The organism is Candidatus Alistipes pullistercoris (assembly GCF_027665465.1).
GTDB classification, from domain to species: domain Bacteria; phylum Bacteroidota; class Bacteroidia; order Bacteroidales; family Rikenellaceae; genus Alistipes_A; species Alistipes_A hominis.
Genome location: NZ_JAQDED010000002.1, coordinates 112355 through 132877, shown reverse-complemented (window position 1 = coordinate 132877; position 20523 = coordinate 112355). Strand labels below are relative to the sequence as shown.

Sequence of the window (20523 nt, the reverse complement as noted above, 5' to 3'; positions counted from 1 at the left end):
GGCAGCGTATCGGGCAGGGGGAGCCCGTTCGCAAACCCCAGCGAATCGCGCTTGATCTTCCGTGCCGCGACGACCTTCCCTCACCTGTCGGCCAGGTCGACGTATATGAAGTTCGAGAGCGTATCGGGCCTGTGGGATACGGCGTCCGTCAGATAGGCCTTGAACCACATGGTGTCTCCGGCTCCGTAGTAGGGCTGGTTCAGATGAAGGTAGAGCTTCTCGGGATGACGGGACTGGACCCCGGCGAAGAAAGAAGCGAGGCTGTCGAGTTCCGGAGAGGATACCGTGTCCGGCTCAGAGCCATCGGATACGGAAGGGCGTACCCCACCGAATCCTGCCGTAATACCCAGCAGCAGCAACATTACACGAAAAACGCCCTGTTTCATATCCTTGTTTTTTTACAATCCGTTTATAACAAATGAAATAGACATCCTATCCGATCAAATTTCCTATTTCTGAATCACTCCAATCTTTGTAGCGTTCTGCATACCGATCCGTCCGTCGCAATACCCTCGATTACGACCTCCAAACGAGACTTATCTTTATCGTTGGTGTAAAACTCGATCGTACCCTTGCCGTCGTCCCCGATCCGTAGGTAGGGCTCCCAATAGAGCGTCGTCCTACGATCCGGGGTTTTATTCGCCAGTCGCTCCGGAGTGTCGTAAACCGGATGGTAAAACTCGGTATGCTTGGCATATCCATTTGTCCTATAAACGACAAAATTTCGGATGCCGTTAACATCTTCTCTCAAGAAAATATGAAGCCGACAGGGATAGTTATCCCAAAAAATAGCTCTCGGCGTTAGCGGCGGGTTCATAATAGAGGGAACCTCCAATTTGAAATAATCAACCTCTTTTGCAAAAAAACGGTACAACTGGGCCATGCCATAAATAATCTCGTTGTCGATTCTTATTTGGGCCGGATAAGAAAAACCGGATGGCGATCTCAAGCTAATCCAATCGCCATTGTTCACAACTCCGGGTAAAAATTTTATATAATGCTCCAAAGACATAGACCCGAATTTTGCGATGCGAGCAGTATCGTCAATTATTTTTTTGTAAATGGCGACTGCGGGACGGTTCGGATCTTTTGCTGTCACGGTTACTTCTTCAAGTTCGTATTCCCCAAGACCGTCGTTATTGGGTTTCGGGAACGAAGCCAGGTAACGCTGTAAATCGTCGCTGCGACTCCGTAGCGAGTCTTCTGTAAAAAATGGATGCAAGGGTTTGAATTTCAATCCCGAGTAAAGCTTGTCGGCTTTAACCTCACATGGAATCCTTCCGCCTCGTTTGTTTTTCGAAGAGATAAAAAACACGGTGCTATCCTGAAAATCCAATCCTTCGATAAGAAACCGTCCCATGCTGTCAGTTACCGTACTGCCGACCACGTTGTCTTTATTGAATGCAAAAGCGGTAACCGACGCTTGCTTTGCAACTTTTCCTCCGGCAGTAGAGACATATCCGGAAATATACTGTCCACGTTCGATATAATGTTTCGGCGTGAACGGTTCCGGATGGAACAGGTCATCCGTTTTGAACCTCCGCCAACCGTGAGTCATCATAACCAGATCGAGATAATGCCGCCGTGCAGGGGAGTCGTCCAGAAAATAATAGCCCGGATTATGGATATAGCCTTTCAGATCGGAAGTCAGCAGCAAATTAGTACGGATGTTGTCCGAGAGGGAATCCGTTTTGACGGTATTGGCATCGGTTACGCTGACCGAGAAAGTTCCTTCGAGAGGCTGTCCGCCTTTTCCCACGGTAATGTCGATCCGGACTTTCTCCCGTTTCCCGTAGGACGGTTTATCTTGTGTTACCTGCCACTGTTCTTGAGGACGGGACAGGTAAACCAATCGTTCTGTTTTAGGAATACCGGACGAATCGGCCAGCAGTAAATGTAAGATTCCTTCGGGCAGCGAATCTGTTTTAATCAGCCCTTCGGGATTGTTCGGGGGTACCGAATGGACAAAATGACAAAGCCCGCGTGTATGGGCTACGAGCACGCTCCCTTCGGGAATTGTTCCCAGAACCCGGTAACGCAGATTGTTTTCGCTTTGGGTAACGGTCAATGCACAGGCGTTTTCATGTATCGAGGGGAGCGGGGTGGATACGCTGAGCGTATCGCAAAAAGTAACGGCCCGGTACGTTTCTGCGGACTGCGGGGTCAGCAGAAATATTCCCATACCGTCGTGTTCGCTGCTAAAACGGGCTACGGTATCCCCGGCAGAGTTCAATATAGCTCCGCGGACTTCGGCTGGATATCCGTTCGACTGCACAGCTTTAAAGGCGACGATCTGCGGTGTTCCCGGAACTAAATTTCCGCCTTCGGGCAGGAACTGGATATCGAACGAGGCCGTCCGAGGTTCGGGAAAGAACGTGCGTTTGTATAGGGTGCCGTTTCCCAGTTTCAGCCGGGTTTCGGCATAAGCGCCGTTTAGGGTGGAATCGGTCGGAAGGGTAACGAACAATGCTCCGGAAGGGGAGGTGGGTTGCTGGCCCGAAGAAAGTTGTTTGCCATTGCGGTCGAAAAGTTCATAGGAAGCTTCGTTGCCGAAAAGCGGAGAACCTGATTTGTCGGAGAAACGGATAACCATCATATCCTTATCGGTGTATGTGATATCGGTGCGGATGTCGGATGCCGTCCTGCCGATCAGGATGTTTTTCTGAAAGAAACAGGACGGATCGAAATTAAGCATCCAACCGGTGTAGGCTTGCAGGGTATATTCCCCGGCGGACAGCGTGTCGGATATATACAGATTGTTGGCGAATCCGACGGAATCGCGTTTGATCTTTTTGGATGAGATCAGTTTGTTTCTTCGATCGAACAGATCGACATAGATAAAATTGGATAACGTATCGGGACAAAGTGTCATGGCATCGCTCAGGTAGGCCCGGAACCGGATCGTATCCCCGGCTGCGTAATACGGTTTGTCGAGATGAAGCCATAGTTTCTCCTCATGACGGGACTCGATATCCGAGAAAAAAGAAAAAATACGGTCTTGCTGTTCATTTTGAGACATAGGGCCGTTTTCGCCTTTCAGAAAAGGCGAACTTCCCAACATCAACAAAATGTATAAAACTATCTTTTTCATAATAAAATACCGATTAAAATCTAAATTGTTTTCCTTGTCCTTTTTACGGATTTTCGGGTTTCTCCGGTTGTTTATAATAAAAATAAGTCCGCCCATTCGCTTTTCCGCTCCATATCGAGCGTCGATAGCAGGATTAGGCCGATGCCCGCGATTCCTTCGAGCATCGTATAGGAATCTTTCCAGAGCGGCGTCGTTTCCAACATATACCGTTATGCAGCGACAGCTCTTCGATATACAGGGGATCGCGTTCGATGATTTTTTTATCGATGTCCTCCAGCACATCGTCCGAATCGCCTTCCAACAAAGCGTTTTGGATCAGGTGTTCGACGCCCCAGCCGATACCGCACAGTCCGTCGACGAAGTTGATAGGGATGTTTTCGTGAACCATGTCGAACACTTCGTCCAGCAGTTCTTCCGCGTATTCGCGGAAGTAGGCTTTGCCGGTATGTTTGGCATATTGTCCGAAAAACGCCACGCCTCCCATTTTCCCATTGAGCAATCCCGCATTGGGGGCGAAATGGTAGCTGAGAATCAAATGACGGGTCTGTCTGTCGAGTAACATAGACATCAGTTTTATAAGTTTTTTATAAAACTACAATGTGATTAGAACTCCTTCTCTCTCAGATCTTATGATCCAAGCTATCACAATGCTCTTCACAATCGCACGGATATTTATATTCTCTTAAAAAGTTCCGTGCCGTTTTATGCCCTCTCTGTTATTGAATAACTTTACATAAGCTGTATTTCCCTTCTCTTTCGACTAATCGATTCTGTGTTTTTATCAGGTTACGAGTATTCCCCGACCGAATACAATAAATTATTCGTCCGGAAATAATTAGTATTGCTTTAAATGTAAAAAGGAAATCTCGATGAAGTGTTATTATCCGACCTTTCCCCAAGAATGTCAAGAGTCCAATGCGGATTAGCATACCCATGAAGCGCAATGCAATCGAAAATCAGAGATATAGAGTATGTTATATCCATTGGTATATAACTGGTTATGCAAAATGCAACTGTAAAACGACTTAACGACTTTAAGTATTCTTTTATGAAGTTCTTGCAAATTAGATAAATTTTATTAAAAATCAATATTATCAGTCGTTTTTTGTGCACGATAAAGTCGGAGAAAGTCGTAATACAGAAGGGATATATGCGGAAAAACGGCTAAACTATGGACAATAATGTGTTACATGCGTTTGGAATAGCATTTTCTGAATATATTCTGCCACCGAAAAAACGCTTAAAACCGCATTTTTCGCCATAGGCTTAAAAATAACACATCCTGTAAATCAACCTATTATTCTCCAAGATTTCAAATAGGTAACGAAACGGTAACGATTTTTACAGAGTCATCTGTCCAACTCACTGATTTGTCATAGAAAAACTTTACAGATTATATTACTTTGTCCTATTTGAGCAAGACGTCGGTCGAGCGTTGGGAGGTGCAGTCTTTGGTCCGGCCGTGCATGAAAAATCTTGACCGCACGGTACGCAGCCTGACGCGAGTTGAAAAAAGCGGCCGGGGCGGGCACGGTCTACTGGAGGCGGGGATATGCCTCGACAGGCTGCCAGGGGAGGCAAACGACGACGTGCGATTGTTACGGCATCCGTTTCCGGGGCGATAGCGCGGTTCATAATTTCCTGACAGTCGGCGGCGCCTCTACCGGTTGGAGTGAAATGATGTTCGTGTTCAAGAAAAAAATCCCGAATTGCGAGGCGCTCAAAGAGTGTTACGAGAAGGGGGTGGAGAGTAAAGAGCATGTTCGCGAACTGAAAAAAGACCCCTTTTCGATACTGAATTTCTGCGACGCGTTTTTCGCAGAGTAACGGTCGGGGCGATAAGTCGCTTTTGTATGTAAGGATCGATCTACCTAAGCGATCTGAAGTTCGTGTATTTTTTTTGGGTAAGGAGTGTCGGGAAATCGGGCGATCGTTTGGTTCTCCGACGGTTCGTTATATGGAGAATCGGCGATCCGGAATCCGGGCCGCCGTAACGTCGATGTCCGGAATACCGCGAGATTTCCGGTTCGGATACGGAATGGAAACGACAAAGCCGGAGTCTTGAGACTCCGGCTTTGTCGTTCCGAGCGATGTTTCAGGAACTGCGATTACAGCGCCAGTTTGTAAATCCGGTAAATGTCTTCGACGTGCAGGGCCCGGAAATTTCCCAGCCCGTTGCGTCCGTCGCGTTCGGCGAGGCATTTTTCGGCCATTTCGCGCAGGTGCTCTTCGCCGATCCCCACGTCGCTCAACCGGGTGGGCAGGCCCATTTTCCGGTACCAGCTTTCGAGACGGGCGATCATTTCGAAAACAATCTTTTCGGGATCGTCGAAAGCCAGCGAAACGTCGAATACGCGCACGGCGAATTGAACGAACTTGTCGATGTCCGTTTTGTAAACGTATTTCATCCACGCCGGGAATACGATCGACAGGCCCGCCCCGTGCGCGATGTCGTACTGCGCGCTCAGTTCGTGCTCGATGTCGTGGCTGGCCCAGTCGCCGATGCGTCCCGTGTTCAGCAGGTTGTTGTGCGCGACGGTGCCCGCCCACATGATCTCGGCGCGGACGTCGTAATCGGTCGGATTTTCGAGGGCCATCGGGCCGTGGTAGAGAATGGTGCGGATGGCTCCCTCGATCAGGCGGTCGGTGAAATCGACGTGTTTTACCCGCGTGAAATAACGCTCCATTAAGTGGGCGACAATGTCCGAGCAGCCGTTTGCAATCTGGTGCGGCGGCATCGTGAAAGTCACTTCGGGATTCATGAACGCGAATTTCGGGATCAGGCATTCGCCGCCGATGTAGCGTTTGTAGTTGCCGTCCTCGTTGGTGATGACCGAACTGTCGGACGATTCGGAACCGGCTGCCGGAATGGTCAGCACGACGCCTACGGGCAGCGCTCCCTCGATCGGCTTGTCGTCGTACAGGTAGTAGTCCCAGATGTCGTCTTTGCAGCGCATCGCGGCCGCGATGGCCTTCGACGAATCGATCGTGCTGCCGCCGCCTACCGCAAGGATGAAATCGATCCGGTTTTCCCGGCAGATTTCGACGCCTTTGCGGACGAGCGACAGGCGGGGATTGGGCTGTACTCCGCCGAGTTCGGCGACGTACAACCCTTCGGCTTTGAGCGATGTTACGACCCGGTCGTACAGGCCGTTGCGCTTGATCGACCCGCCGCCGTAATGCAGCAGCACCCGTTTCCCATATTTGGCGACTTCCCGGCCTACGCCGTTCTCGACGCCTTTGCCGAAGATGATTTTTGCCGGATTGTAATATTCGAAATTGATCATTGGATTAGTATTGAGTTAAATAGGGAATGTGTAGCTATTTCCGTTCGGTCAGCGACAGGATGAGTCCGTCGCGCATCGTGAGCGTGGCTTCGCGGCCTTTGCCGCGCAGATCCATCATGTCGTTCTTGTATCCGAAACCGTCGGCGGTCACGTACTGCGTCAAGTCGAATACCGTCCCGTCGAGGGTGACCCGCGCCAGATCCGGTTCGAAAACGACGTCGATCCGGTAGAGTTTTTTCGTCTTGCCGTCCGTGCCGTCGAAAACGACGTTGATCGGATAGGGGTCTTGCACGTAGATCGTATTGCCGCGCTGTTCGATCACCCAATGTCCATCCGCCTGCCGGACGTTTTTCGTGTCGTCGTCCTCGACATTCCAAGCGTGCCCGCCGCCGGGCAAGTCGCGCCGGTCGAGCACTTCGGTTTTTTCGTTGCCGGGCAGGAACAGTTCCGCCTGGGCCGAGTCGGCGCTGAATACGATGTAAGCGGCATATACGGCGCCCGTATCGGATTGGGTCGTCGGGAGCATTTTGACGCCGTCTTCGAACGGACGGATGCAATCCTTACGCGCCTCCGACCATTGGTAGCCGGCCGATCCGATGCAGTCGTGGCCGTCCCTGTCCGCTCCGGTCGCCTGCCCCGTTTTTTTCGTCCCGTTCTGTCCGCAGCCGCAAAGCGCCAGCGCCGCGACTGCCATGAAAATCGTGTTTTTTATCATGTCTGTCTGTTTTGGTTTCGAGAATTATGCCCGTACAATATCCCGGCCAAACGGAGTAAAGGCCAGACTCATCAGTTTGAAATGCTGCCGGCCGAACGGGATGCCGATGATCGTGATGCAGAGCAGCACGCCCCAGAACAGGTGCGACAGCGCGATCCAGATTCCCCCGACGAAAAACCAGAGGATGTTCATCAGGGTGCTGAGGCATCCGCTGCCCTGTTCGGTGACGACCGTCTGCTGTCCGAATGGAAACAACGCTAACAGTCCCATTTTGAACGCCTGCAGCCCGAACGGGATGCCGATGATCGTCAGGCACAGCACCAACCCGCCGATGAAGTATTCGACGGCGATCGCCAATCCCCCAAACACCAGCCAGATAATATTGCCCAGTAAGTTCATTGTTTTTCCCTGTTTTAATTATAATTACAAAGATAGTATATTTTCATGCGGCTCCAAATCCGGGACGGTCGCTTCCCGGGGCGTTCGGATTCGTTAAAAACGGGACTTTTCTTCGGTGGCTCCCGATTCGACGTTTCTGACCTTGACTTCTTTACCCGTTTTGAAATTGTAACGCAGCGATACGGCGATCTGACGCCAGTTCTGGCGCTGTTCGACGGTGCGTTCGAAGGTCGGTTCCACGATCCGGATGTTTTCCTTGTTGTAATTGATCAGGTTGTGGACGGTCAGCGATGCGGTCAGCCGTTTTTTCAGCAGCGACCGCCGGAGGCCGGCGCCGACGTTGAACTGTCCGCTCATACGCATGTTGCCCCATAACCGGGGAGTCCGGTAGTTCAGATTCAGGTCGAGCGTCCACTCTTTGCGGATCGTCAGCGCGTTGTTCAGGTATCCCTGTACCGTATTCTGGCGGCCGGCCAGACTGCTGAAGCAGTTCATCGCCGTCAGATTCAGATTCAGCATCCACCACGGAGTAATGTTTGTCGGAACATTGACGTTCAGGTTGAAATTTCGTCCGATCGGGACGTTTTCGTAACGGTACAGGATGATATCCGGGTCGTCCGGATCGGTCGTTGCGACCTGTTCCGAACTTCCGTTGACCGATTCGAATCCGACGGTCAGCGAATATTTGTGCCGGATGATCCAACTGACCGAATAACTGTTTTGATAGGCCGGCCTCAGGCGCGGGTTCCCTTCGAGAAACGAATACTCCGACAGCGGCATACGGTACGGATTGAGGTTCCAGAACGACGGGCGGCTGATCTTCCGGTTGTAGTTGAAGGCCAGCATTTGCGTCGCTTTTTTGTTCAGCGGCAGCGACAGGTTGGCCGACGGGAACAGCCCGAAATAATTCTGCCGGTCGGTAATCAGCGTACTGCTGGTCGCCGGGATTGCATAGGTATATTCGCCGCGCAGGCCGACGTTCAGTCCGATCCCGTTTTTGAATTTAGTCGAAAAATCGGCGTACAGCGCCCCGATGTTTTCCGAATACCGGTTCAGGTTGCTCTGCCGGTCGATCCGGTGCCAGGCGTCGTCGCGGAGAAATTCGTACAGGATAGCGGTGTTCATCCGGTTCAGCGTGTACTTGGCCCCGGTACGGAGTTTCGAAACCGGACCGAGCGCGATTTCGAAAGCGGCGGTGGCCGCATAAAGGTCGTTGACCGTATGGATGTCGCCCCGGTAGGTGGTGTCGAACGCCTGCGACCCGGTATAACGGCTGAAGTAATCGGTCGGATCGTCGTTGTCGCGCCGGTAGTAATCCAGCAACAGTTTGAACAGCGAACCGGTGGTATCCATTTTGAAAATATAGTTCGCCGAAATCCCCAGGCCGTATCCCTGTTGGTTTTGCAGAAAATGGCTCGCTATCCGCGTCGAATCCGCCTTGTCCTGTTTTTGAAGTCGGTTATGGGTTTCCGATCCGCCGGGCAGATTGCGGAAGTAGCTGACTTCCAATCCGGCGCTGTGCCGGTCGTTGAATTCGTACAGCGCTCCGATGCGCGGCGAAACGGATTTCCAGCGCCCGTCGAGCCTGCTTTCGGAGCGAATCGACGCGTCGTTTTGCTCGAATGCGGACGATTCGGTAATTCGTACGATCTGTTTGCCGAACCAGGTTCCCATCGAAGCGTAGAGGCTCAACCGGTCGTTCCGGTAGTTCAGGTTGAACGACGGAGAAGTCGTCGAAGAAGCGTTTGAAAAGGCGTGCGAATAGTAGATGCCGACCGCTCCGTCGATCCCGTTGTCGCGTTTGCGCTTCAGCGTGATTTTGATGATGCCGGCGGTCATGTCGGCGTCGTATTCGGCCCCGGAGTTCGGCACGATCTCGATGCGCAGGATGTCTTCGGCCGGGATCTGGTTTAGGTAGTTGATCAGATCTTCGCCCGTTTCGCGCAACAGTCGGTTGTTAATCATTACTTTAGCGCCTTTTTTGCCGAAAATGGCGATGTCGTCTCTGATCCATACGCCCGGCGACAGTTTCAGCATTTCGACGGCCGTGCGCCCGATTGCCTGCGGCATGTCGGCCACGTTGACGATGAAGCGGTCGGCTTCGCGGACGATCGGGGCGGCCTTGACTTCGACGCCTTGCAGCGAAATTTCGGACGGGTCCAGCACGATGCGTCCCAGATCGGTGTCGTGCGCGATCGTTATGCCCCGCTGTTTTTTCTCGTAACCGAGCAGAGCGATCTCCATCCGGTAGTTTCCGTGCGGGATCCGCACGGAGAATCTGCCCGTGCTATCGGCCAGGGCTCCATAGACCGCCGAAGAGTCCGTTTCGGAAAAGAACGAGACGGTGGCGAATCCGATGGCGGAGCCCTGTCCGGTACAGGTCTGTCCGGTACAAGTCGCTGCGTCGGGTTGAGCCGACAGGGTAACGGCCGTAAGCAGCAGAACGATAGTAGATAAAATTTTCATAATCATCGGTAGATTTAGGTTGGTATGTTTGTTTTTAAAGATGCTTGTTCTGCAAATATATGTATAAATATTAGTATTATGCAATACATAATAATATTATTTTCGATGTATTTTGTTGTTTTGTGATATCATGTATGGCATTTTACCTGGACGGCAAGAGTTGTTCAGTACTGTCAATGAATGTTTTGACGGAAACGGATCCGAAGGTTTATGCGATAAGTTGAGCCTGTAAATTCTTTTGTTCCGATATTTTGATTTACTTTGCATCTGTTTTATTACCGGGCGTTGGTATATAATTTGCGATGTTTTTTTGCATATCCTAAAAGCATACACGATGGCAAAGAACAAAATGAAAGAAAAAGTAATTGATACAGAGCCTATTAAGGACGACCGTGAAGAGGTTGCCGAAGCGGCTCAGGAGATGGTCGAGGAGCAGACGGGTGACAAGGTGACAGACCAGGCGGCCGAAGAAGATGACAAATCGGCACGGATGGCAGCGGCCGAGAGCGAGTGGCAGGACAAATACCTGCGGCTGGTGGCCGAGTTCGACAATTACCGCAAACGGACGTTGCGGGAAAAAATGGATCTGATCGCCTCGGGCGGCGAAGACGTGATCAAATCGTTGCTGACCGTGATGGACGATATCGACCGGGCGCTCGACGCGATGTCGAAATCGAGCGATATCGATTCGATCCGCCAGGGGATCGTGCTGATCCATCAGAAATTGCTCGAAACCTTGCACGCGAAGGGTGTCGAGGAGATCACGGCGATCGGCAAGGAACTGGATACCGACCTGCACGAAGCGGTCGCCAAGTTCCCGGTTTCCGACGAGAAGAAGGGAAAGATCATCGACGTAGTCCAAAAAGGCTACAAACTGAAAGATAAAGTGGTTCGTTTTGCTAAAGTTGTTGTAGGAGAATAATCTGTTATGGCGAAAAGAGATTACTACGAGGTGCTCGAAGTACAGCGCGGAGCCAGTGCCGACGAGATCAAGAAGGCTTACCGGAAGGCGGCGCTGAAGTATCACCCGGATAAGAATCCGGGGGACAAAAGCGCCGAGGAGAAATTCAAGGAGGCTGCCGAGGCTTACGACGTGTTGAGCAACCCCGACAAGCGGGCGCGGTACGACCAGTTCGGCCATGAGGGAATGAGCGGCGCAGGCGGTTTCGGCGGCAGCGGCGGCGGTGCGGGCGGCTTCGGCGGCGGCTTTACGATGGAGGATATTTTCAGTAATTTCGGCGATATTTTCGGCGGGCATTTCGGCGGCGGTTTCAGCGGCGGCGGCTTTAACAGCGGCGGCGGGCGCAACCGGGTGAATCGCGGTTCGGATCTTCGGATCAAGGTGAAACTGACCCTCAAAGAGATCGTTAACGGGACGACCAAGAAGCTGAAAATCAATAAACAGATCGCTTGCGATCAGTGTGGGGGAACCGGAGCGAAGGACAAGGATTCGTATGCTACGTGTACGACGTGTAACGGTTCGGGTTATGTGACGCAGGTGGTCAACACCTTTTTCGGCCGTACGCAGACTTCGCAGCCGTGTCCGACCTGTCACGGCGAGGGCAAGATCATTACCACGCCGTGTTCGAAGTGTCACGGCGAAGGGGTCGTTCGCGGCGAGGAGGTGATCGAAATCAAAATTCCGGCCGGAGTGGGCGAGGGGATGCAGCTTTCGGTCAGCGGCAAAGGCAATGCCGCGCGTCACGGCGGCGTGAACGGCGACCTGCTCGTGCTGATCGAAGAGGAACCCGACAAGGATCTCGTTCGCGACGGGAACGATTTGATTTACAATCTGAATATTACCTTCCCGCAGGCTGCGCTCGGCGCTTCGGTGGAGGTGCCGACGGTTGACGCGAAGGCCAAAATTAAAATCGAACCGGGCACGCAGGCCGGCAAAGTGCTGCGACTGCGCGGAAAAGGCGTTCCGGATGTGAACGGTTACGGACGCGGCGACCTGCTGGTGGTCGTGAATATCCATGTGCCCGCCTCGGTGAACGCTTCCGAAAAACAACTGCTCGAAAAGCTGGCCGAGAACGACCATTTCAAAAAGGCGGAACAGAGCCGGGATATGAATATTTTCGACCGAATGCGCAGTTTCTTCCGTTAACGGAGAGCCGGGCGCGGGGGTGCCGGACAGCGTGCATGAGGAAAACCTTCGGACGGTTTTCCGGGACACAATATAAAGATAAATGGAGAACGATAAGATCAGAGTGCTGCCTGACGGGGTTGCCAACCAGATCGCTGCGGGCGAGGTGGTAGGCCGCCCCGCTTCTGTCGTAAAGGAGTTGATGGAGAATTCGGTCGACGCCGGTAGCAGGACGATCACGGTGAACTACAAGGACGGCGGGCGTTCGCTGATCCAGGTGGTCGACGACGGATGCGGCATGAGCGAGACCGATGCGCGGCTCGCTTTCGAACGTCATGCGACGTCGAAAATACGCCGTGCCGAAGACCTTTATCAGCTAGCATCGTTCGGTTTTCGCGGCGAGGCGTTGCCGTCGGTCGCTTCGGTGGCGGAAGTCGAACTCCGTACCCGGACTGCCGATCGGGAGATCGGCACGCAGGTCGTGATTCACGGAGGGCGGTTTGTTTCCCAAGAGCCGGTGCAGACGGCCGTCGGCACGCAGTTTCTGGTAAAAAATCTGTTCTACAATACGCCGGCCCGGCGCCGGTTTCTCAAGGAGGCCAACGTCGAGGGAAGACACATCCGTTCCGAATTCTTGCGGGTGGCCCTCTGTAATCCGGAAGTGGCTTTTTCACTGTACGACAACGATGTGCTGATCGCTACGTTGCCCGCTTCGAACCTTCGCCAGCGGATCGTTTCGGCGATCGGCGGCAAGGATATCGCTAAAAATTTGCTCGAAGTAGGCGCCGATACTTCGATCGTCAGGATCGAAGGATTCGTCGGCCGTCCTTCGGCCGCCAAAAAAACGAACCGGGAGCAGTACCTGTTCGTCAACGGCCGTTATTTCAGTTCGCCCTATTTCCGCAAGGCGATCCTGCAGGCTTACGAGAAACTGATCGCTCCCGATACGCAACCGTCCTACTTTTTGTATCTGACGATCGATCCGCAGCGGATCGACGTGAATGTGCATCCGCAAAAGACCGAGATCAAGTTCGACGACGAACAGGCCGTCTGGCAGATTTTCAACGCTGCCGTGCGGGAGTCGCTCGGCAGACTGGGAGTCGTGCCGATGATGGATTTCGAGATGGACAGTTCGATCGACATTCCCGTATTCCGGGAGGATGCCGCTTTCAGGATTCCCGATCTGGGGATCAATCCGGACTTCAATCCGTTCCGGGAGGAGAAGACGGCGGCGCCGCATGTTTCTCGGGCGTCCGACAACCGGGCCCCGAAACATTGGGAGAACCTTTATCCGGTGCGGGAAGACGATGCGACGGAACCGGGTTTTCCGGAACAGCGTTTCAAAGAATACGACAGCGCCGAACTGGAATTTATCGACGGGAGCGATTCGGGAACGGTGCAGCAGACGCTGGAGTTGGATGCGGAACGCCCTTTTTCGGGAGTATTGCCGTTCGGGAAGCGCTATTGCGTCGCCCGGTTGCGCGAAGGATTGGCGGTCGTCGATCTGCGCAGGGCGTTCGAGCGGGTGCTTTTCGAACGTTACCGGGGGCTACTGGGCAACAATGCTTCGGTGACCCAGCAATTGCTTTTCCCCGAACAAGTCGCGCTGACCCGTGAGGAGCAGGCGTTGATCGCGGAGAGCGGCGGGGAGATCGAAGCGATGGGCTTCGATTTCAGAACGGAACGGGACGGCGTGTCGGTGTTCGGTATCCCGGCCGACCTACCCGACGCGCAGATCGCCGGTACGTTGCGCGAACTGTTGGCCGAGCTGCGGGAGACCGGGGCGTGCACCGATGAGAAACGGCATGAGCGGATGGCGGCGATACTCGCGCGGAGGGGAGCCCTTTCGCTGGGCGAGGCAGCCGACGCCGACGCTGCCGGGCGGTTGCTCGGGGAGTTGTTCGCATGCGGTTCGTTCAATTACACGCCGGACGGGGCTTCTGTGCTGATTTATATAACGGACGAAGAGATCGCCGGAAGATTTAACGCGTAACCCGGAAGATCCGTCCGGGATAATTATTGACGAAGATTTGGTAAATAGACGATGATGAGATTTCAAACGGCTTATTCGACCCCTCCGGTGGTCAAAAACCTGATTATCCTGAACGGCCTGTTTTTCCTGGCCGAAATCGTGCTGCCCGGACGGATGGGCGACTGGCTGATCGAGCGGCTGGGGCTGTTTTTCTGGGAGAGCGGTAATTTTCAGATTTACCAGCTCGTGACCAGCATGTTCCTGCATGCCAATTTCATGCATCTGTTCATGAATATGTTCGCTTTGTGGATGTTCGGCCGGACGTTGGAGTACGAGATGGGCAGCAAGCGTTTTTTGCTTTACTACATGGTGACGGGGATCGGCGCCGGACTGCTGCAATTGGGCGTGACCTGGATCGAGGTGAGTTCGCTGCATTCGGCCGTCGCCGCAGGGACGGCGAGTCCGTATGAGTTGGCCGCCCGCATCGGATCGGTTACGATCGGCGCTTCGGGAGCGGTGTTCGGCGTGTTGCTGGCATTCGGGATGATGCATCCCAATGCGATGTTGATGTTGCTGATTCCGCCGATCCCGATCAAAGCCAAATATTTCGTGATCGGATACGGACTGATCGAACTTTTTCTCGGCGTGTCCGGGGCCCAAAGCGGCGTCGCTCATTTCGCGCACGTCGGCGGTATGCTGTGGGGTTTCTTCCTGTTGCGTTACTGGAAAAAGAAAGGAGATATTTACTATTGACGTCGAACTGAATCGCAGGATTTCGGAATGAAAAAACGAACGTTGTGTTGGATGGCTGCCGTTATGCTGGCGGCCGGCGTCGCGGAAGCCCGGTCTCCCGTGCATCCGTTTAACGGAAAGAACCTGAAAGGGTGGGTCGGTTATGTCGGGGACTCCACGCTCGATGCGGCTGAAGAGTTCGGCGTCGTGGACGGGATGCTGCGGGTAAGCGGAGCGCTGGGTTATATCCGGACGACGCGCGCTTATTCGGATTACCGGCTGACGCTACAATACCGCTGGGAAGGCGAGCCTACCAACAGCGGAATCTTCATGCATATCCAGCCCGGCGAAGACCGGTTATGGCCGAAGTGTTACGAGTGCCAGTTGTGGGCCGGGCATGCCGGCGACGTGAACGATGCGGGGGATTCGCAGAGCGACGAATTCCGCAGGATCGGCGCCGCGACCGTTCCGAAGTTGCAGCCCGCCAGCGAAAGGCCTGCGGGGGAATGGAACGACGTCGAAGTCGTGTGCGACGGAAACTCCATGACCATATTCATCAACGGCGTACTCCAGAACAAGCTGACACGTATGAATAACGACCGCGGGTATATTGCCCTCGAAGGGGAGGGAAGCCCGATCTTGTTCCGTAACATCGAGGTCGCGCCGCTGAAACGAAAACGATAACTTATGTCCGGCAAACAAAAAGAACACAGACGGCACGGTATCCTGCTCGGAGTGGCCGACGGGGTGGTTTTCCTGATTTCGGTCGCGTTGGCCGTGCTGCTGATGCTGGCCTATGCGGCTCCCCGGGTAGATCCCCACGATTCGCTGTGGTTCGCTTATCTCGGTCTTGCGGCTCCTTTTCTCTACCTGGCCAATCTGGTGTTGATGCTCTATTGGACGGTGCGTTGGAAATGGATCGCGGTCGGGCTGGCGGCAGTCGCCGTGATCGGACTCGGACACGTATCCAAATTTTTCAGGCCGGCTTTCGGGAAAGCTTACGAACAGGTGCGGCTGCCGGGGTCGTTCCGGGTGCTGAGCTATAACGTAGAGGGCTTTTTCGGCAGGGATTCGCTCGGGAAACGCGAAAATCAGGTTGCCGAGATCGCCCGGTTTATCCGGGAATCCGAGCCGGATATCATCTGTATGCAGGAGTTCGAACTGAATCGGATCAATCCTCGCGTGAAGTTCGATTCGCTGCTGGAAGCGTGGAAATACAGCGCTTTTTTCTTTACGTCGGGCAGTCCCGACCAGAACGGGCGCGGACTGGCCATATACAGCAAGTATCCGGTCGTCCGGCGCGGCGGGATACATTATCCCGAATCGAACAATGCCTCGATGTGGGCGGACGTGATTATGCACCGCGATACGTTGCGCGTCTATAACAACCATATGCAGAGCACCCAGGTCAACGAGAGCGACCGCGAATACCTGTCGGGGACGGGCCTGTCCGCGGACTCGCTCGGAGACGAGCGGCTGAAAGACATTCTCCGCAAATTGGGCCGCAACTTCAGGGTGCGTGCCGCGCAGGCCGATTCGATCGCCGGGATTATCCACGACGGGACGCCTCGGGTGATCGTTTGCGGGGATTTCAACGACACGCCGATGTCCTATACTTACCGGCAGTTGCGGGGCGACCTGAAAGACGCTTTTTGCGAAAAGGGACGCGGGATCATTTTTACGTACCGCGGGCTGCTCGGGGTTTTCCGGATCGATTACCTGTTCCATTCGAACGACTTGGCGACCGTCGGATACGATTCCGAGCAGCCGCAGTGGAGCGATCATAATCCGGTGCTGGTCGATTTGAAACTGCGGTAATATCCCGTCCGTCATGATTGCCCCGATCCCGGATGCCCGGGCCGGAAAAGAACCGAAACCGTTCGCGGCGTTGTCGGAATCCGCTTCGCGGGCCTACCCAAAAAAACGTCTCCGCAAAATACTTTGCGGAGACATTCCACTTTACTTGTTGGCTTACAAAAATGGGATTGGAACTCTTATTATTCCTGACACAAAGATCGGGATCCGTACCTGTTCCGGCAATACCTGAACCGCGTTAAAAAAGGGGCGGCGTATCCTCATTTCGAGGGATGGCGCTATTTGCCGGCGTTCTGTCCGCGCGGTTGCTGCGCTGCGGGCGGCGTTCCGACTTTCGGCACCGGGAATTTGTACCGGGCGTAGGTGATCATCACCAGGATGATGCCGACGAAAATCAGCGCGGCGGCGACGATGTTGTCGTAACCGACCGTCACTTGGTTGCGGTAGATGCCCAGTACGGTCGCGGCCACCGGTTGCAGATAAGAGTACAGGCCCGTATGCACAGAGGTAAGCTTTTCGGTACCGTAGTAGAGCAGGTAGTTCGGCAGCATGGTTCCCAGGATCAGAATGTAGGCGATTTCGGCGACCCCGATGGCCGGCAGGGAGCTGAAATCGAAATCGACCAGCTTTTTGCCGAAAAACGGCGCGGCGATCAGCACGCCGATGATGTAGTACCATCCGGTGACGGTCATCGTGCCGAATTTCATCAGTTCCGGTTTGATGAAAACCGTGTTGGTCGCGGCGGCGAATACGCTGATCAGGATCAGCAGGTTGCCGATCTCTTCGCTCTTCTGTTGCGGCCAGCCGTTGCCGAGAATCAGCACGGCGCTTCCGGCAACGCCCAGGATGATCCCGATGATTTTCGCCCGGTGGATCTTTTCGCGCATCAGCAGGGCCGATACGCTGAGCGTTACGATCGGAGCCATCGTGGCCAGCGTGGAGGCGTCGACCGGGTTGGTATATTTGGCGCCCCACAGCATCAGGAATTCGTGCCCGTAAATCACCAGTACCGTCGGGATCAGAATCCAGATGAAGTCGCGGAACGGAATCCGGAACCGTTTGAAAAGAATGGCCCACGGAACGAACCAGACCGCCGAGACGACTACCCGCAGGAAAAAAAGGGTTTCGAAAGGCATGTAGCGCCGGATGATGGAGATAAAGAACGAGAAGTTCATCCCCAGCAGAATGTTGGCGAAAATCAGCGCCATGTGTGCGATTACATGTTCTTTGTGCGTATGCGGCTTGTCGGTCATAACGTGCGGGTAGGGACAGCCCGGGGGCCGTTTGAAAAAAGCGGTCCCGGAAAGGAGAATGTTCATTGCGGAAAACATTCCCGAATCCGGAGCCGCTTTTCGTGACTGAAGTGCCGGATTTAACCGAATAGGTTTAATCCCAGTTTGTTGGTGATGTACTTAATGGCGTTTTGCGCCCGTACCGAGTTACCCGATCCGTCGAGTTTCGGCGAAAAGGCCGCGATGCCCATCACTCCGGGCAGCACGCCGACGATTCCGCCGCCGACGCCGGTTTTGGCCGGAATGCCGGAGGTGAAGATCCAGTCGCCGGTGTGTTCGTAGAATCCGACCGAAGCGATCATCGCGACGATCTTCGAAGTCAGCTCGGCGTCGAAGACCTTCTTCTTGGTGACCGGGTTGACGCCGCGGTTGGCGATCGTGCCGCCGCAGATCGACAGTTGGCGTGCGGTCACGCCCATCGAGCACTGGCGGGTGTAGATATCCAGCGACATATCGGGATCGTCGTAAATCCGATTGTAATTTTTCAGCAGCCAGGCGATCGATCGGTTGTTGAAATTGGTCGCCGATTCCGATTTGTAGAGTTCGTCCTGCAGTACCAGCGGACTGCCGCAGAGTCCTGCCAGAAAATCGGTGATCGATTTCCATTTGCCGTCCGAATTGCCTACGGGCTTGACCATGCTGCACGCCGTGATGGCTCCGGCATTGACCAGCGGGGTCGAGGGATGGTCGTTCTCGAGTAGGATCGCCATGATCGAGTTGAACGGCAGTCCGGTCGCGTCGGCCCCGATTTTTTGCAGGATCGTGTCGGCTCCGTATTGCTGCATCGCCAGGATGGCGGTAGGCACTTTCGAGACCGATTCGATCCCGAATACGTAATCCGTGTCGCCCGCCTCGACGATCTCTCCGTCGGGGAGGCAGACCGATATGCCGAACAGTTTCGAAGGTACCTTGGCCAGGAACGGAATGTAGTCGGCGTTGTTGCCGCCGTCGTCGCCCTTGATTTTTTCGTAGGCTTCGTTGACGACGTCGTTCAGTTGTTTCGTATCGAATTTTTGCATAGTCGTTTAATTTTTAGTCGGTTCGTTATGGTCCGTCGCCGAGCCGGTCGTCGCGCCTGCGTTCGAAGCGTCGGCGGCGGTTCCCGTCGCAGTCGGCGTTACGGCCGGTTGTGCGGTTGCGGCAGCCGGCTGCGGTTGTTTTTCCCAGGAGAACGGCTGAAATTCTTTGGCCGCTTCGGGATCCTGCCAGGACGGTTTACGCGAAGCGTAGATGATGAACGGGGCGCCGACTACGATGATACAGCCGATAATCAGTACGGAGAACCATACCGTGTTGCTGCCCGTCGAAATCTGGCTGGGCGGGATAAAGCTGAGAATGAAGGCCAGCAGGGCGCCGCAGAAGCCGAGTCCGGCGATGAACCAGATCAGGCCGTTGCCTTTTCCGATCCGGAACGGGCGTTGCTGTTTCGGCATTTTGTAACGCAGTACGATGGCCGAGCTGAACATCAGCAGGTACATGATCAGATACAGCAACACGGTCAACTGCGACAGGATCTGATAGAAAGACTGCACGGAGGGCATGACCACGAACAGCAAGCTCAGTACCGTAACGACGCATCCTTGGATGAGCAGGATGTTGCGCTGTACGCCGGATTTGTTGGCCTTTTGGAAGAACGGCGGCAGATACCCGGCCTTTCCTACCGTGAAGATACCCTTCGACGGGCCGGCGACCCATGTCAGCACGCCGGCCAGTACGCCGAACATCAGCGCGATGGCGATGATCGGGGAAGCCCAGCTCATATGCAGGTAATGGAAATAGTTGTCGAATCCGATCAGCAGACTCTGCGTCAGGTTGATGTCTTTGGCCGGGATGATAAAGCCCAGCGAGAAGGTACCCAGTACGAAGATCAGCACCGTAATCAGCGACCCGATGAAGATAGCCTTGGGGTAGTTCTTGCTCGGATTTTTCACGTCCATCACATGGATACCCATCATCTCCATACCGGCGTAGAACAGGAAGATACCCGAAGCCAGCACCAGGTTGTCGAATTTGGTCAGGTCGGGGAAGAATCCCTGGCTCATGTCCATGTTATTATGTCCGCCGGTACTGAGGTAGATGATCCCGAGGACGATCAGCAGGCCGGCCGGGATAATCGTCCCGATCATACCGCCGATTTTCGAAATCTTGCCGACCCACGTCAGCCCTTTCAGGGCGATGGCCGTGGCGGCCCAGTAGATGACCAGTACGACGATCAGTGTGAAAACTTTGTTCGACGCCAGCATCATGTCGTGATGCGGGTCCATGCCGATAAAGGCGATCGAGACGGCTCCGAAGGTCAGCACGGTCGGATACCAGATCGTACTTTCGATCCATTGCAGCCAGATGGCCAGGAAACCCGTGCGGGCGCCCATCGCTTCGCCGACCCAGCGGAACACACCGCCCTGTTTGTCGGCGAACATCGCCGCCAGCTCGGCTGCGACCAGCGCGGTCGGGATCAGGAAAACGATCGCCGCGAACAGGTAATAAAATGCTGAAGATGGCCCGTAAACCGCTTCCGAAGGGAGCCCCCGGAGACTTACGACGGCCGTAATGTTCATAATTGCAAGTGTCATTACACTCAATTTGAACCCTGTACTTTTTGTTGTTGCCATACGATCATACGATTAAATTGCTTGTTAACTGTGGTGTCATTAACAACCGGCGGTTA

17 protein-coding genes are annotated in these 20523 nt (G+C 54.0%); 7 read left to right on the top strand and 10 right to left on the bottom strand.

Annotated features, from left to right (window positions below):
- Positions 1–80: 80 nt before the first annotated feature.
- From PGR91_RS03915 to PGR91_RS03905, 3 genes are all read right to left on the bottom strand, one after another.
- Positions 81–386 (bottom strand): hypothetical protein, encoded by a 306-nt coding sequence (locus tag PGR91_RS03915; RefSeq protein WP_101570942.1) that lies wholly within the window; start codon positions 384–386, stop codon positions 81–83.
- A gap of 74 nt (positions 387–460) precedes the next feature.
- Positions 461–3091, bottom strand: a complete 2631-nt coding sequence (locus tag PGR91_RS03910) for a carboxypeptidase-like regulatory domain-containing protein (RefSeq protein WP_147387409.1) — start codon at positions 3089–3091, stop codon at positions 461–463.
- 133 nt (positions 3092–3224) lie between these two features.
- On the bottom strand, positions 3225–3653 hold the full coding sequence (locus PGR91_RS03905) for a hypothetical protein (protein WP_145996492.1): 429 nt from the start codon (positions 3651–3653) through the stop codon (positions 3225–3227).
- 944 nt (positions 3654–4597) lie between these two features.
- Here PGR91_RS03905 and PGR91_RS03900 point away from each other — a divergent pair.
- A complete protein-coding gene (locus tag PGR91_RS03900; protein WP_101570936.1) occupies positions 4598–4918 on the top strand; it encodes a hypothetical protein in 321 nt (106 codons plus the stop codon).
- A 281-nt stretch (positions 4919–5199) separates the two neighbouring features.
- Here the strand turns inward: PGR91_RS03900 and PGR91_RS03895 are convergent, their stop codons facing one another.
- The 4 genes from PGR91_RS03895 to PGR91_RS03880 form a co-directional block, all read right to left on the bottom strand.
- Positions 5200–6378: an iron-containing alcohol dehydrogenase gene (locus tag PGR91_RS03895; protein ID WP_101570931.1), complete on the bottom strand. Its 1179-nt coding sequence runs from the start codon at positions 6376–6378 to the stop codon at positions 5200–5202.
- 34 nt (positions 6379–6412) lie between these two features.
- Positions 6413–7093, bottom strand: a complete 681-nt coding sequence (locus tag PGR91_RS03890) for an MliC family protein (protein ID WP_118656978.1) — start codon at positions 7091–7093, stop codon at positions 6413–6415.
- Between the two features lie 24 nt (positions 7094–7117).
- Positions 7118–7492 (bottom strand): YccF domain-containing protein, encoded by a 375-nt coding sequence (locus PGR91_RS03885; RefSeq protein WP_101570930.1) that lies wholly within the window; start codon positions 7490–7492, stop codon positions 7118–7120.
- A gap of 93 nt (positions 7493–7585) precedes the next feature.
- Positions 7586–9958: an outer membrane beta-barrel family protein gene (locus PGR91_RS03880; protein WP_180951503.1), complete on the bottom strand. Its 2373-nt coding sequence runs from the start codon at positions 9956–9958 to the stop codon at positions 7586–7588.
- A 334-nt stretch (positions 9959–10292) separates the two neighbouring features.
- Here PGR91_RS03880 and PGR91_RS03875 point away from each other — a divergent pair, with 334 nt between their 5' ends.
- The 6 genes from PGR91_RS03875 (at position 10293) to PGR91_RS03850 (ending at position 16566) form a co-directional block, all read left to right on the top strand.
- The gene (locus tag PGR91_RS03875; protein WP_101570926.1) at positions 10293–10880 is read left to right on the top strand and encodes a nucleotide exchange factor GrpE; all 588 of its coding nucleotides are present in this window, start codon (positions 10293–10295) and stop codon (positions 10878–10880) included.
- 6 nt (positions 10881–10886) lie between these two features.
- The gene (gene dnaJ, locus PGR91_RS03870) at positions 10887–12065 is read left to right on the top strand and encodes a molecular chaperone DnaJ (protein WP_055203767.1); all 1179 of its coding nucleotides are present in this window, start codon (positions 10887–10889) and stop codon (positions 12063–12065) included.
- Positions 12066–12147: 82 nt separating this feature from the next.
- Positions 12148–14037, top strand: coding sequence for a DNA mismatch repair endonuclease MutL (mutL, locus tag PGR91_RS03865; protein ID WP_118656980.1), 1890 nt, complete (start codon positions 12148–12150; stop codon positions 14035–14037).
- Between the two features lie 54 nt (positions 14038–14091).
- The gene (locus PGR91_RS03860) at positions 14092–14769 is read left to right on the top strand and encodes a rhomboid family intramembrane serine protease (protein ID WP_373419253.1); all 678 of its coding nucleotides are present in this window, start codon (positions 14092–14094) and stop codon (positions 14767–14769) included.
- A gap of 27 nt (positions 14770–14796) precedes the next feature.
- Positions 14797–15432, top strand: a complete 636-nt coding sequence (locus PGR91_RS03855; RefSeq protein WP_081032540.1) for a 3-keto-disaccharide hydrolase — start codon at positions 14797–14799, stop codon at positions 15430–15432.
- A 3-nt stretch (positions 15433–15435) separates the two neighbouring features.
- Entirely contained in the window at positions 15436–16566 is a 1131-nt protein-coding gene (locus PGR91_RS03850; RefSeq protein ID WP_118656982.1) for an endonuclease/exonuclease/phosphatase family protein, read from the top strand.
- Between the two features lie 275 nt (positions 16567–16841).
- On the opposite strand, the gene PGR91_RS03845 is transcribed toward PGR91_RS03850, so the two are convergent.
- From PGR91_RS03845 to gadC, 3 genes are all read right to left on the bottom strand, one after another.
- Positions 16842–17816 carry a DMT family transporter gene (locus PGR91_RS03845; protein ID WP_055204508.1) on the bottom strand — a complete coding sequence of 325 codons (975 nt, stop codon included), beginning with the start codon at positions 17814–17816 and terminating at the stop codon, positions 16842–16844.
- 119 nt (positions 17817–17935) lie between these two features.
- Positions 17936–18874, bottom strand: coding sequence for a glutaminase A (gene glsA, locus PGR91_RS03840; protein WP_055203776.1), 939 nt, complete (start codon positions 18872–18874; stop codon positions 17936–17938).
- A 6-nt stretch (positions 18875–18880) separates the two neighbouring features.
- Complete coding sequence (gene gadC, locus PGR91_RS03835; protein WP_055203778.1) at positions 18881–20467, bottom strand: putative glutamine/gamma-aminobutyrate antiporter GadC; 1587 nt, start codon at positions 20465–20467, stop codon at positions 18881–18883.
- Between the last annotated feature and the right edge of the window lie 56 nt (positions 20468–20523).

Bases quoted from the DNA above. Each gene is read 5' to 3' on its own strand.
- PGR91_RS03915 (WP_101570942.1), bottom strand. From the start codon at position 386: ATGAAACAGGGCGTTTTTCGTGTAATGTTGCTGCTGCTGGGTATTACG.
- PGR91_RS03910 (WP_147387409.1), bottom strand. From the start codon at position 3,091: ATGAAAAAGATAGTTTTATACATTTTGTTGATGTTGGGAAGTTCGCCT.
- PGR91_RS03905 (WP_145996492.1), bottom strand. From the start codon at position 3,653: ATGTTACTCGACAGACAGACCCGTCATTTGATTCTCAGCTACCATTTC.
- PGR91_RS03895 (WP_101570931.1), bottom strand. From the start codon at position 6,378: ATGATCAATTTCGAATATTACAATCCGGCAAAAATCATCTTCGGCAAA.
- PGR91_RS03890 (WP_118656978.1), bottom strand. From the start codon at position 7,093: ATGATAAAAAACACGATTTTCATGGCAGTCGCGGCGCTGGCGCTTTGC.
- PGR91_RS03885 (WP_101570930.1), bottom strand. From the start codon at position 7,492: ATGAACTTACTGGGCAATATTATCTGGCTGGTGTTTGGGGGATTGGCG.
- PGR91_RS03880 (WP_180951503.1), bottom strand. From the start codon at position 9,958: ATGAAAATTTTATCTACTATCGTTCTGCTGCTTACGGCCGTTACCCTG.
- PGR91_RS03875 (WP_101570926.1), top strand. From the start codon at position 10,293: ATGGCAAAGAACAAAATGAAAGAAAAAGTAATTGATACAGAGCCTATT.
- dnaJ (WP_055203767.1), top strand. From the start codon at position 10,887: ATGGCGAAAAGAGATTACTACGAGGTGCTCGAAGTACAGCGCGGAGCC.
- mutL (WP_118656980.1), top strand. From the start codon at position 12,148: ATGGAGAACGATAAGATCAGAGTGCTGCCTGACGGGGTTGCCAACCAG.
- PGR91_RS03860 (WP_373419253.1), top strand. From the start codon at position 14,092: ATGAGATTTCAAACGGCTTATTCGACCCCTCCGGTGGTCAAAAACCTG.
- PGR91_RS03855 (WP_081032540.1), top strand. From the start codon at position 14,797: ATGAAAAAACGAACGTTGTGTTGGATGGCTGCCGTTATGCTGGCGGCC.
- PGR91_RS03850 (WP_118656982.1), top strand. From the start codon at position 15,436: ATGTCCGGCAAACAAAAAGAACACAGACGGCACGGTATCCTGCTCGGA.
- PGR91_RS03845 (WP_055204508.1), bottom strand. From the start codon at position 17,816: ATGACCGACAAGCCGCATACGCACAAAGAACATGTAATCGCACACATG.
- glsA (WP_055203776.1), bottom strand. From the start codon at position 18,874: ATGCAAAAATTCGATACGAAACAACTGAACGACGTCGTCAACGAAGCC.
- gadC (WP_055203778.1), bottom strand. From the start codon at position 20,467: ATGGCAACAACAAAAAGTACAGGGTTCAAATTGAGTGTAATGACACTT.